Genomic DNA, 18,546 nt, shown 5'->3' with positions numbered 1-18,546 from the left:
ATAAAGTTGCTTGAGCGCAAAGGCAGAAACAGCTCTTTTATTTTTTCAGCTTGGATGGTGCGATTGGCAAAAATAAATGTGCTGTTTTCGCGGTGGATTTGCGATGGCCCAGCATTATGTACAACAATTGGATATACGTATTAACTATATCCACATTATATGTGGACTAAGATAACAAATCTTTTATATCCGAAAAAGTACTGTTGGCAACATGGGTATAGATTTCCGTTGTTTTAGTAGAACTGTGCCCCATAAGCAATTGAATATGCCTAAGATCAGTTCCGTTTTCCAGAAGATGTGTGGCGAAACTGTGCCTGAGCATATGTGGTGTCACTTTTTTATGGATTCCCGCTTTTCTAGCTGAAGATTTCACGATATTCAAAACACTTGAAGCACTATACTTTCCTCCCTTTAGGCCATCAAAAAGATAGCTTTTAGGTCTATATGCCTTATAATAAATCCTCAGGTCTTTCAAAAGATTCGGACTCAAGACCGTAATCCTATCCTTATTGCCTTTGGCACCTTTTACGGTAATCACCATGCGCTTACTATCAATATCCTTAGCCTCTAGATTTAAGAGTTCACTGCGTCGAAGCCCAGAGGAGTATAGAAGTCCTATGATACATTTGTGTTTTATATTGTTGGCACAATCTATTATGCGTAAGACCTCTTCTTTAGATAAGATGTCGGGAAGCATTTTCTTTTTTATCGGTCTCTCAATAGAGTAGAAACGATTTGGCATCCCAAGTACAATTTCATAATAAAACTTTATACTGTTTATGGAAAGGTTGACCTGTGAGTTTGAAAAATTGTCTTGAATGAGAAGTTGAAGGTATTTCCTAATATCCAGTTCGTTAATTTCTTCAAGTTGTTTACCCTTGAAATAGTTTATGAATGACTCAAAGCTAGATACATAGTTTTTAACAGTATTAGCCGAATATCTTTTCAGTTCTAGCTTTAGTAGGTACGACTCAGGACAGGCTCTAAACCCTTCTTCATGATTTCGTTTTCTGTACTTGTCAAGCTTAATAACGGGATTACCCTCGTTGACGACTTTATCATGAAAGAAATAGTTGCCATTCACCCAGGCTACACCGTGAAAGGTTTTGAATATTAGATCAAGGTTTGTCTTAATATTAGGAAGATAGTACATACCTAACTCACCACACCATGAAATATTCGGAAGACCTTCTACGAGGGCCTGAAGGACCTTATCGGAATTGAATTGGAGACCAATACATTTCTTCTTTTCTATCAGAATATGTTTAAGGGTTATATTTTTATTAAGTTCCATCTTTTTTTTATCAAATTATATAATTATAAAAACTTAAACGTACCTTATTCGAATAACTTTCGAATAATATACACTTAATTTGAAAAAATGCATAGATTACATCATAATTGCCTAAGTTGTGGCAACAAACTGACAGGCAGAACAGATAAAAAGTACTGCGATCCGCTTTGTAAAAGTTCGCACCAATATCAAAAAACCAAAGAACAACCAGAGCGTTTTTACAACAAGGTGGACAACCAATTAAGACTGAATCGCAGAATATTAAAAGAGTACAATAAAGCTGGAAAAGCTATTGTTAGAGAAACGATCTTGGTTAAAGAGGGGTTTGATCCAAATTTTTTTACTCATTATTGGAAGAACAAAAAGGGTGATGTCTATCTTTTCGTTTATGAATATGGGTTTCTGAAACGAATGGAACACGACATAGAGAAATTTGTTCTTATAAAATGGCAAGATTACATGTCAAAATAGACAAAATATCATTAATTTTGAATAACAAGAAGTAATGTTTAACCACAACATCAAACTGCATACGATTTGCATACGAAAGTGCATACGTTTTTGTAAAATAAACAGCTGGAAAGCCGCATAAACAGGGGGTAGAAATTTTAATCTTCAAACTCATAACCCGAAGGTCACTGGTTCGAGTCCAGTTCCCGCTACTAGAAACATCAAGCCTTTCAATAAATTGAAGGGCTTTTTTTATGGCTTGGGTGCAACGTAGGTACACCAAATTTCTCCTTTGAAATTTTTTTTGTATTCCAATAGTTATTATTTATTTGAATGCAAAAAAATTTTAATATGGGTATTCAAGAGTAAGAACTGTCACTTTAATAAATTCTCTTTTGATTTCTATTACACTATAAAACTCAAAATTAATATTCCTTAAAAAATGCTTTTTATATTTGTGGCATTCTAAATATTTGGGGATGATTTTGATATATTTATAAAAATTCCAATTATTAACGATGTTAAGATTACTATTAATAGTGTTCATTGTATTGAATTTATTTTCATGCAATAAGCTCAAAGATGATAAAAAATTTAAGGTTGGCTTTTCCCAATGTATCAGTACTGATGATTGGAGAAAATCAATGGATCATGAAATGACAGTTGAAGCTTCACTAAATGCAGAAATAGATTTAACTATTTTTCAAGCTAATGGAGACATAGAACTTCAAAATTCACAAATTGAATTCATGTTAAGTAATGGTTTTGATATAATTATAGTTTCTCCGCTAAGATCAGAACCATTAGTTCCAATAATTGAAAAAGCTTATGATAAAGGGATTCCAGTTATTATTGTAGATCGTAAAATTAAATCTCAAAAATTCACCGCATATATTGGAGCCAATAACATTGACGTTGGCCGCAATGCGGCAAATTATATTGCGTCACAAAATGAAAAAAAAATCAATGTTTTAGAAATAAAAGGAGGCGATGATTCTTCGCCCGTTATAGAAAGGCATTTGGGTTTTCATCAAATAATAGACAAGGAGCCTAATATTAATGTTGTATATAGTATTAGAGATGAATATGTTAATCAAAGAATACCTCAAATCCTTGATTCTTTAAATATGAAACAGATTGATTATGTCTACGCATTTAATGATGAAATTGCTTATAATACTTGGAAGATTGCAAAATCTAAAGGGGTTGAAAAAGCTATCAAATTTATTGGTGTAGATGGTTTAAATGGTGATAATAATGGTATCCAATTGGTACAAAACGGGATATTGTCAGCAACCATATTATACCCAACAGGTGGAGATGAAGCGATAAAAATTGCAATGAAAATTTTGCGAAATGAAAATGTTCCAAAAAACAATGTATTAAACACTACTGTAATTGATTATAGAAATGCTGAAATTATGAAAAATCAGTATGATAAAATTAAAAAACACCAAAATGACATAGAAATCCAACAAGAAAAAATAAAGAAACAGGAACAAACCTATTCAACCCAAAGTAACATACTTAAAATTCTTTTAGGGTTGTTAATCACAAGTTTACTCTTGGCTGCCTATAGTATATATTCAGCATACAACATAAAAAAGAGAAAACGAGAGCTTGAACTACGAAATCAAAAAATCACTATTCAGCGAAATCAAATCAAAAAGATAGCAGAAGAAGTGAAAATCAGTAATGAAGCTAAAGTTAACTTTTTCACAGGCTTGTCACATGAGTTTAAAACACCAATTACACTTATTCTTTCTTCAATAGAATCTTTAAACGAAAATAAGGTAATACACGACAATAAATTATTGAATGAAATTGGACTAATTTTTAATAATTCGAAGAGATTACTTCGATTAATTAACCAACTACTAGATTTCAGAAAAATAGAAGACCGTAAGTTTGTCTTAAAAGCTTCAAAAACTAATTTATATCAATTTTCTAATTTGATCTTTAAAGATTTTGAGCGCGAAGCACAAAAGCGGGACATTAATTTTACATTAAGTACCAATAACGAAGATTTATCGGTTTTTTTAGATAGAAACTTAATGGATAAGGTATATTTTAACTTGTTATCTAATGCTTTTAAATTCACCCCAAATAATGGTGTTATTAGCATAGATATTGTAGATGATTTTGATAATAATTTTGTAAAAATTCATTTCAAAGATTCTGGCATAGGTATCCCAAAAAAAGAAATGAATAATGTATTTCAGGCATTTTTTCAAGGATCAAATAATAATAAAGCAAGTTCAGGAATCGGGTTGCATCTGTCCAAAGAATTTATAGAAATGCATAAAGGCACTATTGAAGTTAACTCTAAACATGGTACTGAATTTATCATTACGCTCTACAAGGATAATGCTCATCTAAATTCTGATGAAATAGTTTATGAACCAGATGTTGTTGATAGTGCTATTATAAATTCCAATTCAGCTTTTGAAGACGATGATTTTGATGAACAGTTCGTTCTAAATGATGATGAACATTATTCCGTTTTAATCATTGAAGATAATCCCGATTTAGTAAAGTATTTGAAGGGGAAATTATCTTCAGAATATAATGTTCATATTTCAGATGGGACTGATGGTACTGATAAGGCTATAGAGATAATCCCTGATATTATTTTATGTGACATTAGTTTGCCCGATAAAAGTGGCTTTGAAATATGTGAAATATTGAAGAAAGATTTAAGAACTTCTCACATTCCAACCATTATTCTAACGGCATTAAATAATAAAGAATCTTATATTAAAAGTCTTGAGGTGGGAGCAGATTTATTCTTAACGAAACCGTTTAGTTTCGCAATTTTATCCCAATCCATAAAAACTCTTATTTATAATAGAGAAAAACTTCGTTATTATTTTGTGAATAACGTTCATAATATGGAATCTATCAACAATTTCGGATCTTTGGAGCAAGAGTTTATGTCAAAAGTGAATAAAATAATAGATGAAAATATTGATAATTCTAAATTTTCAGTAGAAAACTTAGCAAGTAATCTTAATATTTCCCGTATTCAGTTATATAGAAAAATGAAAGCGATTATAGGAGTTAATGTAAGCGACTATATTCAGAATATTAGGCTTGAAAAAGCTAAAACATTATTAAATAAAACACAGTTAACAATTTCAGAAATAGCGTATGCAACTGGTTTCTCATCACCAAATTATTTTTCTACAAGCTTTAAAAATAAGTTTAATAAATCACCAAAAGCGTTCAGAGAGGACTAAATGCGATCCTGAAAGACATCTAATACATTGTCATTTTCGTAAATATTAGCCGTTTTATTTATGTAGTTATAATTCTTCCCCTTTAAAAATTTCATTTAAGTAATTTAATAGTCTTCTTTTTACGAAATTGCTAAATGGTATTGCGTCTTGCGTGTAACAATTTTGAAACAATAATGTAACAATTTTGAAACATCTGTTTTTGTTTTAATCTAAAAGACAGCATAAGTACATGAAAAACAAATAGTTGGTAATTAATTAACGCCATCTTAACAATTTTGTTATCATCTGATACAAATCTAAAACACATAAACATTCTTTCAATATATCTTGTGAACACTAAACTAATAATACCATTACATGAACAGAAAGATATTAATCTGGTCTATTACTGCAGCTTTAGCAGGTTTCTTATTTGGATTTGATACCGTAGTTATATCGGGAGCTGAAAAAAAATTACAATTATTATGGGGTTCTTCCGATATGTTCCATGGCATCGTTATTATTGGAATGGCACTTTGGGGAACTGTAGTAGGAGCTTTTTTTGGAGGCATTCCAACTAATAAATTAGGACGAAAAAACACCTTAATATTGATAGGAGTATTATACACTTTATCTGCAATTGGTTCTGGATTAGCAAATGACCCATGGATCTTTTCTATATTTAGATTTATTGGAGGCTTAGGCGTAGGAGCTTCAACTATTGCTGCACCGGCATATATATCTGAAATTGCCCCAGCAAAGGATAGGGGAAAACTTGTTGGTTTATATCAATTCAATATTGTGTTTGGAATTCTAATCGCCTTCTTATCAAACTACTTATTAAACAATGTGGGAGAAAATGCTTGGCGTTGGATGATAGGTGTTGAAGCATTTCCAGCTGCTATTTATACCATTTTCGCATTAACAATACCAAAAAGTCCACGTTGGTTACTTACCAAATTTAAAAATAGTGAGGCCATAGGTGTGCTTAAAATTATAAATCCAGATCAAGACCCAGAAAAACTCATGCTAGAGATAAAGGATGAGATGGAAAATACAGTACCTAATGAAAATATATTCCTTAAAAAATACCGATTCCCTTTAATTCTGGCTTTTTTGATTGCGTTTTTCAATCAACTATCAGGTATTAATGCGTTGTTATACTATGCCCCAAGAATTTTTGAAGAAGCTGGTCTTGGCGAGAGTACTGCTTTATTAAGCAGCATAGGGATAGGTGTTACCAATATGCTTTTTACACTATTAGGTATTATTCTAATAGATAGATTAGGTAGGAAGCAGTTAATGTATATAGGTTCAATTGGTTACATAATTTCATTGAGTTTAGTTTCTGCTGCTTTCTTTTTTAATTGGGGAGGCAGTATAGTACCCATATTACTATTCATGTTCATTGCTGCACACGCAATAGGTCAAGGAACAGTGATATGGGTATTTATTTCAGAAATATTCCCCAACCATTTAAGAGGTTCTGGACAATCATTTGGAAGCTCTGTACACTGGGTATTAGCCGCAGTTGTGCCCTCATTGGTTCCTATATTGTTTTCAACAATAGGAGCGGGAACGGTATTCTTGATTTTTACTGTTATGATGGTGTTACAGTTACTGTTTGTGATTTTTATGATGCCAGAAACTAAAGGAATATCTCTAGAAGAATTAAGTGATAAACTAATTAAGGAACGAAATAAATAAGTGTATGAAACGTATTAATAATTCAAACTTTGTCATAATTATTTTGTTGTTATCATTATTTGTTAGTTGCAAAAATAAGACAGAAGAAAGTCTAATTACAGAAAACAAGTCAGATAAAATAACATACTCAGAAGAAGAGCTTAGTAGACCTAATTTTCATTTTACTCCTAAAAAAGGTTGGATGAATGACCCAAATGGGATGTTCTACAAAGACGGATATTTCCATTTATATTTTCAGCATTATCCAGATGGAAACACTTGGGGACCCATGCATTGGGGGCATGCTATTAGTACAGATATGGTAACATGGAAAGAAATGCCCATAGCCATATACCCTGATGATAAAGGATATATCTTTTCAGGAAGTGCGGTTGTAGATGTTAATAATAGCTCAGGGTTTTCCAAAGATGGTATTGAGCCTGTAGTAGCCATGTTTACATACCATGATATGGATGGTGAAAAAGCTGGTAAAACAAATTACCAATCACAGGCCATTGCATATTCTTTAGACGAAGGTAAAACGTTTATTAAATATTCCGGAAATCCTGTAATTAAAAATCCAGATATCAAAGATTTTAGAGACCCAAAAATGGTTTGGGATTCTATACATGAAAAATGGTTAATGGTTTTAGCTGCTGGACAAAAAATTATGTTTTATAGCTCTTCAAATTTAAAAGATTGGAAACTGGAATCTGATTTTGGCGATAGTATAGGAGGACATGGTGGTGTATGGGAATGTCCAGATTTTTTTCCAATGGTAGTTCAAGGAACGGATGAGGTAAAATGGGTTTTGTTTGTTAGTATTAACCCAGGCGGTCCAAATGGTGGAAGTGCTACTCAGTACTTTGTGGGCGATTTTGACGGTAAACAATTTAAAATAGACCCATCGTTTGAGAAAGACTTAAGTAATACGGAGCATAAATCTATTTGGATTGATTATGGAAGAGATAATTATGCAGGAGTAACATGGGCTAATATCCCAGATACCAATGGACGGAAATTATTTATGGGATGGATGTCTAATTGGGATTATGGGCAAGTAGTACCAACTGAAGTATGGAGAAGTTCTATGACAGTAGCAAGAGAAATTGAACTTCAAAAAGCAGGTGCTAGTTATAGATTATTATTTCAACCTGTAAAAGAATTATCTAATTATAGAAGTACCAAATTTAAAAAAGAATCAATAGCAATAAAAAGAGCTGAAAAAATTATAGATTCAAAAGAAATAGATTTATCAAGTACAGAAATTAATTTTAAAATTTCAGATTTAAACAACAGTGGTTTCGCCTTCAAACTAACCAATAAACAGGGAGATACTTTAGCTTTTGGATATAAACATAGTGATAAAAACTTTTTTGTAGATAGAAGAAAATCTGGTAAAACAGAATTTTCAGAAAAGTTTGCCGATCGTGTTTCCATTGCTAAAAGAACATCAACAAATAAAGATTTTCTTGGTACAATTATTCTTGATAAAACGTCTATAGAACTGTTTTTTGATAATGGAGAAACAGTAATGACTGAAATATTTTTTCCGAACGCACCATTCAGCAAACTAAGTATTGAACCCAAAGACCAAGAATTTACTCTTGGCAACATAGAAATTAACCAACTAAATATTAACTAAAATAATTTAAAATGAAATTAAAGCAACTTTTATGTCTGCCTGTATTTGCTCTTATAAGCATTCTGGCGCAAGCTCAGGTAAAAGGTACTGTTACCTCACAAGAGGACGGGATGCCTATACCTGGCGTATCTGTAATTGTATCTGGCACAACGCAAGGTACCGCAACAGATTTTGATGGTAATTATGTATTGGAAAATATTGATGCCAATGCGATTTTGGTTTTCAGTTACATAGGCTTCAAATCTCAAGAAATTCAAATCAATGGACGTTCAGTAATAGACGTTATATTGGTCATGGATGAGGCTGCACTAGATGAAGTTGTGTTGACGGGGTATTCTAAAGAACGTAAAGTAGATGTTACAGGAGCCATAAGTGTTGTAGACGTTGGTGCCATTGAAGGACAGAGTAGAAGTTCTGGAAATGCTATGCAGGCTCTACAAGGGCGTGTTCCAGGGCTTTTTATTGAAAAGTCTGGAGACCCAACTGGGGCAGCAAGTAATATTTTAATACGTGGCATTACCACGCTAGGAGATAATAGCCCTCTTTATGTGATTGATGGAGTTCCTACCAAGAGACCTGAGGTTTTTGCAAGTCTAAATCCTGAATCAATAGAGTCTATCCAAGTACTAAAAGATGCATCAGCTTCATCTCTTTATGGGTCAAGAGCAGGAAATGGTGTTATAGTAGTTTCTACCAAAAGTGGAGCTAAGGGAGAGCGCGTTACTGTAAGCTTTAATTCAAATTTATCCATGCAATCTGAAAAACAACAACGTTATGAAATGATGAATGCACTTGAAAGAGGACAGGTACTGTGGCAAGCTTCTGTTAATGATAATGCAGATCCAAACGCAGGCTACGGCTCAATTTATAATTTTGATTGGAATGAAGATTTTAACAATCCAGTACTCAATAATGTAAGTGTTCAGCCATTTGTGGGAGGTGATACATCTGTTCCTGTTGGTGATACGGATTGGCAAGACGAAATGTATGACACTGGTTTTGTATTTAATAATGAAGTAACTATTTCTGCAAGTTCAGAAAAATCATCCGTTATGTTGAACTTTGGTTACTTAAAAAACACAGGAATGCTTAAATACACAAATTATGATAGGTATTCTGCAAAAATAAACGCTAACACTAAGTTATTTAATGATAAAGTTAGGGTTGGGGTAAATACACAGTTTTTTACTTCCAATGAAACGTTAGTTTCTCCAGATGTTGGTAGTGCTCCAACTACAGGTTTAGCAATTACTTTGGCACCAACAATTCCTGTTTATGATATTAATGGAGAGTTTGCTGGTCCTATTGGATCAGGTTATTCAGATAGAAATAATCCTTTATTAATGCAATATTTAAACCGTTGGGACAATTCTGATAAAAATAGTTTTTTTGGTAATGTCTTTGCAGAAATTGATCTTTTAAAGGGTTTAACGTTTAGGACAAGTGCAGGTTTAGATTTTAGCGATTTTAAAAGAAAAGACATTGAACGTAAAGTAAACAATGGATTCATTGTTAGGGATAATAACCGTTTAATAATTGATACTAATAAGTTTTCAAGTTTTGTATTTACAAATACATTAAATTATGATTTAGAATTGGGGGAAAATCACCGATTTTCGGCTTTATTAGGTTATGAGTATATAAGAAATGATTTTGATACAGTCGTAGCTCAAGCCGACGATTTTCCGTTTGAGACAGAAGACTTCTTTGTCTTGAATGCAGCCACGGGAGCAAGAACTTCTAGAGGTACATCTACGGCAAATACAACCGTTTCCCAATTCGGAAAAATTAGTTACGCTTTCTCAGATAGGTATTTGGCATCCTTTACTTTGCGTCGTGATGGGTCTTCCCGTTTTGGTCCCAATACTCGATATGGTATTTTTCCTGCAGCGACTGTTGGTTGGAGAATAAGCAATGAGAACTTCTTTCCAGAAAACGATGTTGTTTCTAATTTAAAGTTAAGAGCTGGATATGGGGTTGTTGGTAATCAAGAAATTGGTGATGGTGCGCGTTTCGGTTTATACGAAACAAGATATGGACCTAATCAAAACCTTTATTCACCTGACTTCTTCAATATATATTATAATGTGGGAACGGCTTATGATATTAATGGTAATAATACTGGAACATTGCCATCAGGATTTGTAAGAATTCAATCAGAGAACAATAATTTAAGTTGGGAAGAAACGGCTGAATATAATTATGGTATCGATTTTTCTTTATTCAATAATAATATTACAGGGTCATTTGATTATTATACCAGAGAAACTAAAGGCATTTTGCGTGCTCCCAGAACAATTGCAACACAGGGTGAAGGTGCTAATACCGTATTAAACATTGCTAATACTGAAGGACAAGGTTGGGAGTTTGCAATAGGTTATAACAAAACTTTTGATAGCGGTTTTACGTTTGGGATTACAACCAATATATCTCATTTTGCAGATAAAATAACAAAGCTTAACGAAGGTGGAGAAACAGATTTTGGAGGTACCGTTGATAATTCAATTATTGGACGTTCAGTGTTCTCCATTTTTGGTTATAGAACAGATGGACTTTTTCAAAGTCAAGAAGACGTGAATAATAGCCCAACTCAAGATTTGGCAAGACCAGGTAGTATTAAATATGTTGATATTAACGGAGATGGGATTATAGATGTAGATGATAGAGATTGGATAGGAACAACGCTTCCCGAATTAGAGTATGGCGTTACAATAAACTTAGCTTATAAGAATTTTGATTTATCGTTATTTGGATCAGGTGTAACAAACCGTATTGGTCAAGACCCTTACGTATTTTATAACAATTTTGCTTCGGGCAGAGAAAATGGGGGTGTTGGGCTTTTAAACGCTTGGACGCCAGAGAATACAAATACTGATGTGCCCTCAGCAACTTTAGCATTTAATGATACTAGAACATCAGACTACACCTTTAGAAAAAATTCTTATTTCAAATTAAGAAACCTACAAATAGGTTATTCTTTACCACAAGATATAATTAGTGGACTTGGAGGAATGACAAGTGCTAGGTTTTATTTACAAGGAGAGAATTTATTCTGGATTACACATAAAGACTATATAGGTCCAGATCCAGAGCGTACAGATGTAAATAGAATACCAGTGCCAACAGTCCTTTCTTTAGGATTTAACTTAAACTTTTAAAAAAAAATTGATCATGAAAAACAATAAAACATTTTTAATTTGGCTGTTAGCGATAGCTTTTCTGACGGCTTGTAGTGAAGACGTTCTAGATTATAAACCAGAAGGATTATTATCACAAGATGATGTGAGTACCAATGAGAATTTAGAAGGGTTGGTTATAGCTGCCTATGCAGGTATAGCAAATGATGAAATGGTTGGGCCAATAACGAATCAATGGGTATACGGCAGTGTGCGTGCTGATGACGCTTACAAAGGAGGAGGCGGTATCGGTGATGTAGATGTAATTCATCGTTATGAAATGTATAATCTAACCATTCCAGATTATGGAGATTGGATGACACCTAAAACTTGGGTGAACCATTATAAGGCTATAAGTCGAGCTAATTTTGCCTTAGAATTGATAAATGAAACATCTGAAGCAGATTTTACTACAAAAACGCTAAGACAAGCTGAACTTCGCTTTTTAAGAGCCCATAGTCACTTTATGTTGAAATTGTTATTTAAAAAGGTGCCTTATATAGTTGAAACTATGACGGCTGAAGAAAAAGCTAATGCCACTAATGATATGACCAATGATGAGTTGTGGAATATGATAGCAGAAGATTTCTTATTTGCTTATAATAATTTACCACAAGTTCAAGATGAAGTTGGAAGAGCCGATAAAAATGCAGCTGCAGCTTATTTAGCAAAACTACGTTTATATCAAGCTTACGAGCAAAATGACACTCATCAAGTAACTAGCATAAACCCTGCTAGGTTGCAAGAAGTTATTGATTACGCTGATGATGTTACGGGAGCTTTAGAACCAGATTTTGGAAATAACTTTTTAGATGGATTTGATAATGGACCAGAATCAATTTGGGCAGCTCAATTTTCAATAAATGATGGTACTTTGGTTAGCAGGGTAAGTTTTGTTACAGGGCTTAATTCTCCTCATGGTTCAGTTTTATATGGCTGTTGTGGTTTTCACTTAGCAAGTCAAAATATGGTGAATGCCTTTAAAACGGATACTAATGGCTTACCGCTTTTGGATACATTTAATGATACAGATATTTTTGACTCAGTAGATGGTAATGGTCAAACATCACTTGCTGGTGGAGTTACGTTAGATCCAAGAATAGACCATACCGTTGGTATTCCTGGAAGACCGTTTAAGTACAGAAACATGGTTAACAATGCTGGGGATATGATTTATAACTTTAGTTGGGCTAGAGACCCTGGTGTTTATGGGTATTTTGGAAACATGAAAGAACAACAAGCTCCAGACTGTTCTTGTTATGTAAAAGAGGGGCCGTTTATTGGAACATCAAAAAATGTCGATTTTATTAGATATGCAGATGTTTTATTATGGAAAGCAGAAGCTATGATCCAACTCAATCAAGTGTCTCAAGGTATAGCAATAATAAATCAAATTAGAGACCGTGCAGCTAATAGTACTAACAGACCAATTAATGCTGGTGCTACTGATGTTTATGGTATTGGAACTTATCCATTAACACTTTCAAGTGAAGAAGCGCTTAAAGCGTTAAAGTTTGAACGTCGTTTAGAGTTTGCTATGGAAGGTGCCAGATTTTTTGATTTAGTAAGATGGGGTGAAGCAGCAGAGGTTTTAAATGGTTATGTAGATGTTGAGAAAACAAAAAGAGATTTTTTGGCAAATGCACAATTTACCGCTGGTAGAGATGAATACTATCCAATACCACAAAGAGAAATTGATATAACAGGAGGAATATATATACAAAATCCAGGATATTAATTAAAAGGATAGTTTTTGAGTTAGTTTGGTAATTCCAGAAGAAATTAATTATAAATGGTTTCTTCTGGATATCAAAAGATTACTGATAATCATATAATAAACAAAAGAAGTTATGAAATCGAAAAATGAAATTAAACTTTTTACCACAGTACTTCTGTTAAGTCTTTTTATTTTGGCTAATAGTTGCCAAGTCACAGATGATTCAGTAGATACGATTCAGGGACCTGATTTGACTAATCCAGATGATGATCCAGATACCGACCCTGTGTTTGAAAATTTGCAATGTACACCGCAGATAGAACAATCTGATTATTCAATTTATAAAATAGGATCAAATGGAAGACGTATAGGTGATTTAATGCCTATTTACGATGATGCTTCAAATAAATTTTATATATATTATTTGAAAGATATTTGGAATGATGACTCAAATCAAAGACATCCATGGTATACACTATCTACGACTGATTTTTCATCGTATGATGAGATTAGTTCAGAAATAATAAATTCAAGTTCTGCAGGATGTGACCAAGACTTTGCTATTGGTTCAGGATCGGTTTTTATTGAAGACAACATATATTATGGTTTTTATACAGGGCATAATCCTAATTTCCCATCAAGCTGCGTAACTAAAAAAGAAGGCGTTATGTTGGCAACTTCAAACAATCCTGCAGCTGGTTTTACAAAAAATGAATCATTTACAACTATTTATGCGCCAACAGGAATGCAGTTTGATGAACAAGATAATTTTAGAGACCCATATGTTTTTGAAGATGCGGGAACTTACTATATGCTTGTTAGTGCCAGAGCAAATATTGGTGGAGTTTTTAAAGGTGTAATTGCTTCTTATACATCGACAGATTTATTGTCTTGGACATACGATGATATTTTTTATGATGGAGATAACAGTACTTACTTTATGATGGAAACAGCTCAAGTTTTCAAAATGGGAAGTATGTATTATTTAATCTTTTCTGATATTGATTCACGTAAAGTTATATATAGAAAAAGTAGTTCAGCAATTGGGCCATGGGAACAACCGACTGGTTCAGAATTTCTAGATGGGAATGATTTTTATGCTGCAAAAGCAGTAAGTAACGGAACAGATGCTTTTATAATGGGGTGGACTGCAAGAACTGAGAATAATTTAGATTCTGGTGTTAAAACTTGGGGCGGAAATTTAGTGGCACACAAATTAACACAAGACTCTAATGGTGATTTGATGTTGTCTATACCAGATGCCGTTAGCAGTGGTATGCAAACAGAAATTGCTTTAGAACTAAATAGAGAAATTGGCACTTTTGTAAAAACAGATGCAAACGAAGAGTCTTATGATCTTAGTAGTTCTACTAATAATAATGTTTCGGCGGTTTTTTATGAACCTATTGACGCACCAAGGTATTTAATATCAACTACTGTATCATATTCCCAATCAAATAGGGACTTTGGGTTTTTTCTTGGTGCTTGTGACGAGAATGACGACGTAATAAGTTTACGTTTTGTACCGAGTGAGAATAAAATAAGATTAGATAAAACAACTAGGTCATCTTTATCAAGTTCAACAATTTCGGATAATGAGACTTCTTTCACATTAGAACCAAATGTAGATTATGATGTTAAGATGGTTGTAGAAAATTCCATTGTTGTAATCTATGTAAATAACCAAGTTGCACTTACATCAAGAGTTTATAAAGCACCAAATACATCTTGGGGTGTATTTGCAGATAATAGTTCAGTGTCTTTTAAAACAATAAAAGTAACTAAACCATAAGTAAATTTACTCCTGTAAAGGATGTATTATTTCAAAATAACAAATAAAATAAGAAAATCATGATTAAAATTAAAAGAATATCGATGTTTTTAGTGTTCGGCTTCTTATTAACGCTAACTTCATCCTGTGAAGATTTAGAATTGGACCCAATTACGCCAACCATTGCTCAAAAAGTAAGCGGATTGAGTGTTGATTTAAATGGAGATGATGCCGTTTTAACTTGGACGAATCCGGCAAATGTCAGTAGTGTTTTTGTGTTGCATACAGATGGTACTGGTTCAGTTGAAGGACCTGCTACAACTTGGAGCTATGGTATAATAGACGTAAATAAGGATTATTTTTTCACGGTTAAAACTAAAGATGCAGATGGTAATTTATCATTAGGTGAAACAGTGTACCTAAACAGAGAAGGCCCTGAGGCAGTTAGAAACTTTGCAGCAACTCAAGATGTAAACGACGTAATCCTTACATGGGACTTAATAGAATCTGGTTTGCAAAGTATAAGGTTGCAAATCAATAATGATATAGTCAATTTATCTGGAGATGCTACATCTTATACTATAAGCGATCTTCCTGAAGGAGATTATACTTTTAAAATCAACACTTTTAATGCCGCGAATGTTATTTCACCTTCTAGAATTATTGAATTTCTTGTAAGTTTTGATATTAGAAAAATAGCATTTTTAGGTGCTGCTGCTGAAAACACACCTGTGGCATGGGACGCCTGCAACGGAGGGGATTTTACTGTAGATGATGATGAAACCGCCGCCCAGTGGTTTCCAAATATTGCAGGACCTTTTACAGAAGTTACATATCATTCGTTTACCGATGTAGCCAATGGCGAGGTAGATTTAAGTGTATATCATGCTATTTGGATTCAGTTTGATGGTGGCTGGTGGGGAGATAGGGTAGCCCAATTCCCTAATAATGGTGCTAACTGCATTATTGGTGAAGGCCCTGCGGATGGACCAGCATGTTCAGATTTAGCCGAGAATTTAATTAATAGAGTTACAACATATTATGAAGCAGGTGGAAATATACTTGTAAGTAATTTCGCGGCATTTATTTTAGATGATATTGGTGTAGTTGATGGTAATGGAGTTCCAAATCAAGCTTGGGGAGGTACAGGATATGAGGATTGGGCAACAGGTGATGCTTGGGGTGGTAGTTGGACAGCGGATACTTCTAGCCCTTATTTTACAGGGGTATCTTCTAATGCAGGTGGTTGTATTGGAGCAGATTTTGAGACTTTAGCTGCTGGTACTTTAAAAAAGAATAGAGTTGCTCAATATAATATGGATTTTGGTCCATGGGCAGCTGCGTCATTGGATGAAGCGCGGTCAAATTTTGAAGCTGCTGTAGGTGGTAACATTCTTTGGGGTAACTGTGGAGGTAACGAAGTTTGGGGTGTTGAATGGCCATCAGATGGAATAACTGGTACTGTAGTTTGTGCTATAGGTGGAACTTGGGACTGGGAAGTAGGTGGTGTGCCAAATGGCGATAACATGAAGATTATTACTAAAAATATTTTAAATCATTTAGCAGATTTAGGTCTTTCAAACTAATAAAATTTTTAATAGCAGTGTATTAGAATACACTGCCATTGTTAAAATTATATTTTAAAACTTTGGATGAAAATACTAAAGAGTTATTAAATTATAAAATAGAAAAAAATAAATATTTGAGTTAGTGTTTATTTTAGTTGAATTTTTCCCAGAAGAAGTTAAATTTAACTACTTCTGGGATTTTTTTAAAAAGAAATATTATGGCTAGAATAGTATGTTTTGGAGAAGTGTTATGGGATGTGTTTCCAACCCATAAAAAAATAGGAGGTGCGCCTTTAAATGTAGCAAGCAGATTACAATCATTTGATCATGATGTAGCAATGATTAGCGCTATTGGGAAAGGTGAAAGTGGAGCTAAAATTATCCAATACCTTAAAGATTATGGTATAAATATGAGTTGTATTCAAGTACTTAGCAAATATAAAACCGGGAAAGTAAAAGTGATGTTAAATGATAAAGGTTCAGCATCTTATAACATTAAATATCCTCGTGCATGGGATAAAATAATCGTAACAGAAGCTTCTAAAACTGCTGTAAAAAAGGCAGATGCATTTGTATTCGGAAGTTTGGTTGCTAGAGATGACACTTCCAAAAAAACATTGTATGAGCTTATTGAGCTTGCTAATTATAAAATTTTCGACCTTAATTTAAGAGCACCTTATTATACGAAAGAAGTATTGTTTCATCTTATGAAAAAAGCAGATTTCATAAAGTTTAATGATGATGAGCTTTTTGAGGTAAGCAAGTATTTGGGTTCTAAATATAACTCTTTAGAACAAAATTTAAAATACATAAGTGATAAGACGAATACAAAACATATTTGTGTTACTAAAGGACCGCACGGAGCTGTATTATTCTACAATGATAAACTATTTTACAATAGTGGGTTTCAAATAAAAGTCATAGATACAGTTGGAGCTGGAGATTCCTTTTTGGGATCACTTATTAGCCAATTATTAAACAAAAGTACTCCACAAGACGCTATTAATTTTGCATGTGCTGTCGGTGCTTTGGTGGCTCAAAACGAAGGAGCGAACCCTAAATTAACACTCTCAGATATTCATAGTTTTATGAATCCTTAAAAAAGGTTAGATTTGTATTAATTCAAGGATTTAGAAAATTCAATATCATCCAAATTATGTGCAAAGAGGTAAAAGGCTTAATTCGCTTATTGGATTTTTTGATAAAAATAACTCAGATCTTCCTTCAACACCTTCATAATAGTTGCGAGTGTTAGCATAATCAGATTTTGAAATTAGTTTAGGTTGAGCATTTTTCATAGCAATAGGAGTGTTTGCTACTTCAAATAGGTTAAGATCATTTTCTGCATCACCAAAAGAACAGATGAGTTTATCTTTAATAGTATCTCACTTTAGCTACAATTTTAACTTGCGAAGGCGAAAATTCGGAATCCTTCTGTGAAGCTATTAACTTATTGTTGTCCGCACTCGGAAGTTTTCAGTATAACAATTTTGCAGATATAGTTGTAAAAAATCTAATACGTGTTTGGCGTTTGGATTGCTTGAATCTGGATGTTTCATAACTTTTCAAATTTAACTCTAATTTAATTTTTCAAAAGCTATATAATTCCATTATTAAAATAGCTTTATCGAAAATGCTATTATAAAAAGTAGATAGAAATATCGGTCAATTCCTTTCAAGATAATTATGCCGGCTCTATATAGATCTTTAAGCATGTTCACCGATGATTGCATCATAAGCTTCCGCGAAGTATAACAGCACAAAGCCATTAGAAAATATATTATTCAACCTTTTTTAAAAAAGATTTTTAATATTTATTGGGGAATCAACACTTCAGAAATTCCATGAACTACGCCATTCTCAGCTTCTTGGTCTGGCTGAATGATTTCCGATTGATTGCAGAGTTCATCCGTTATTAGAATGTTATTATCATCCACTGTTAATGCTATATATCCGCCATTGAAAGTTTTCAATCGCAGTGCGTTGTCATTTATTAGAATCGAAGAAATTAGCGCATCAAA

12 protein-coding genes are annotated in these 18,546 nt (G+C 33.3%); 9 read left to right on the top strand and 3 right to left on the bottom strand.

The features are described from left to right. Positions 1–166: 166 nt before the first annotated feature. Positions 167–1,294 (bottom strand): site-specific tyrosine recombinase/integron integrase, encoded by a 1,128-nt coding sequence (xerA, locus tag HM990_RS14275; RefSeq protein WP_178989635.1) that lies wholly within the window; start codon positions 1,292–1,294, stop codon positions 167–169. A gap of 87 nt (positions 1,295–1,381) precedes the next feature. Here xerA and HM990_RS14270 point away from each other — a divergent pair, with 87 nt between their 5' ends. From HM990_RS14270 to HM990_RS14230, 9 genes are all read left to right on the top strand, one after another. Further along, positions 1,382–1,765, top strand: a complete 384-nt coding sequence (locus HM990_RS14270; RefSeq protein WP_178989633.1) for a hypothetical protein — start codon at positions 1,382–1,384, stop codon at positions 1,763–1,765. Between the two features lie 497 nt (positions 1,766–2,262). Beyond that, complete coding sequence (locus HM990_RS14265) at positions 2,263–4,983, top strand: hybrid sensor histidine kinase/response regulator transcription factor (protein WP_178989631.1); 2,721 nt, start codon at positions 2,263–2,265, stop codon at positions 4,981–4,983. A 357-nt stretch (positions 4,984–5,340) separates the two neighbouring features. After that, positions 5,341–6,669: a sugar porter family MFS transporter gene (locus HM990_RS14260; RefSeq protein ID WP_178989629.1), complete on the top strand. Its 1,329-nt coding sequence runs from the start codon at positions 5,341–5,343 to the stop codon at positions 6,667–6,669. A gap of 4 nt (positions 6,670–6,673) precedes the next feature. After that, a complete protein-coding gene (locus HM990_RS14255) occupies positions 6,674–8,293 on the top strand; it encodes a glycoside hydrolase family 32 protein (protein WP_178989627.1) in 1,620 nt (539 codons plus the stop codon). 11 nt (positions 8,294–8,304) lie between these two features. After that, the gene (locus HM990_RS14250; RefSeq protein ID WP_178989625.1) at positions 8,305–11,451 is read left to right on the top strand and encodes a SusC/RagA family TonB-linked outer membrane protein; all 3,147 of its coding nucleotides are present in this window, start codon (positions 8,305–8,307) and stop codon (positions 11,449–11,451) included. 13 nt (positions 11,452–11,464) lie between these two features. Then, a complete protein-coding gene (locus tag HM990_RS14245; RefSeq protein WP_178989624.1) occupies positions 11,465–13,207 on the top strand; it encodes a RagB/SusD family nutrient uptake outer membrane protein in 1,743 nt (580 codons plus the stop codon). Between the two features lie 112 nt (positions 13,208–13,319). Then, positions 13,320–14,978, top strand: a complete 1,659-nt coding sequence (locus HM990_RS14240; protein ID WP_178989622.1) for a glycoside hydrolase family 32 protein — start codon at positions 13,320–13,322, stop codon at positions 14,976–14,978. A 59-nt stretch (positions 14,979–15,037) separates the two neighbouring features. Beyond that, positions 15,038–16,543 (top strand): DUF4960 domain-containing protein, encoded by a 1,506-nt coding sequence (locus HM990_RS14235; RefSeq protein WP_178989620.1) that lies wholly within the window; start codon positions 15,038–15,040, stop codon positions 16,541–16,543. 200 nt (positions 16,544–16,743) lie between these two features. Then, positions 16,744–17,625 (top strand): carbohydrate kinase family protein, encoded by an 882-nt coding sequence (locus HM990_RS14230; RefSeq protein ID WP_178989618.1) that lies wholly within the window; start codon positions 16,744–16,746, stop codon positions 17,623–17,625. Between the two features lie 54 nt (positions 17,626–17,679). Here HM990_RS14230 and HM990_RS19980 read toward each other — a convergent pair whose 3' ends face one another. Beyond that, positions 17,680–17,889 (bottom strand): HAD hydrolase family protein, encoded by a 210-nt coding sequence (locus HM990_RS19980; RefSeq protein WP_394351756.1) that lies wholly within the window; start codon positions 17,887–17,889, stop codon positions 17,680–17,682. A 450-nt stretch (positions 17,890–18,339) separates the two neighbouring features. Further along, positions 18,340–18,498 (bottom strand): fasciclin domain-containing protein, encoded by a 159-nt coding sequence (locus HM990_RS14220; protein WP_178989616.1) that lies wholly within the window; start codon positions 18,496–18,498, stop codon positions 18,340–18,342. Positions 18,499–18,546 lie beyond the last annotated feature (48 nt).

It is taken from the genome of Winogradskyella schleiferi (assembly GCF_013394655.1).
GTDB lineage: Bacteria > Bacteroidota > Bacteroidia > Flavobacteriales > Flavobacteriaceae > Winogradskyella > Winogradskyella schleiferi.
This window is presented reverse-complemented; position numbering and strand designations above follow the sequence as displayed.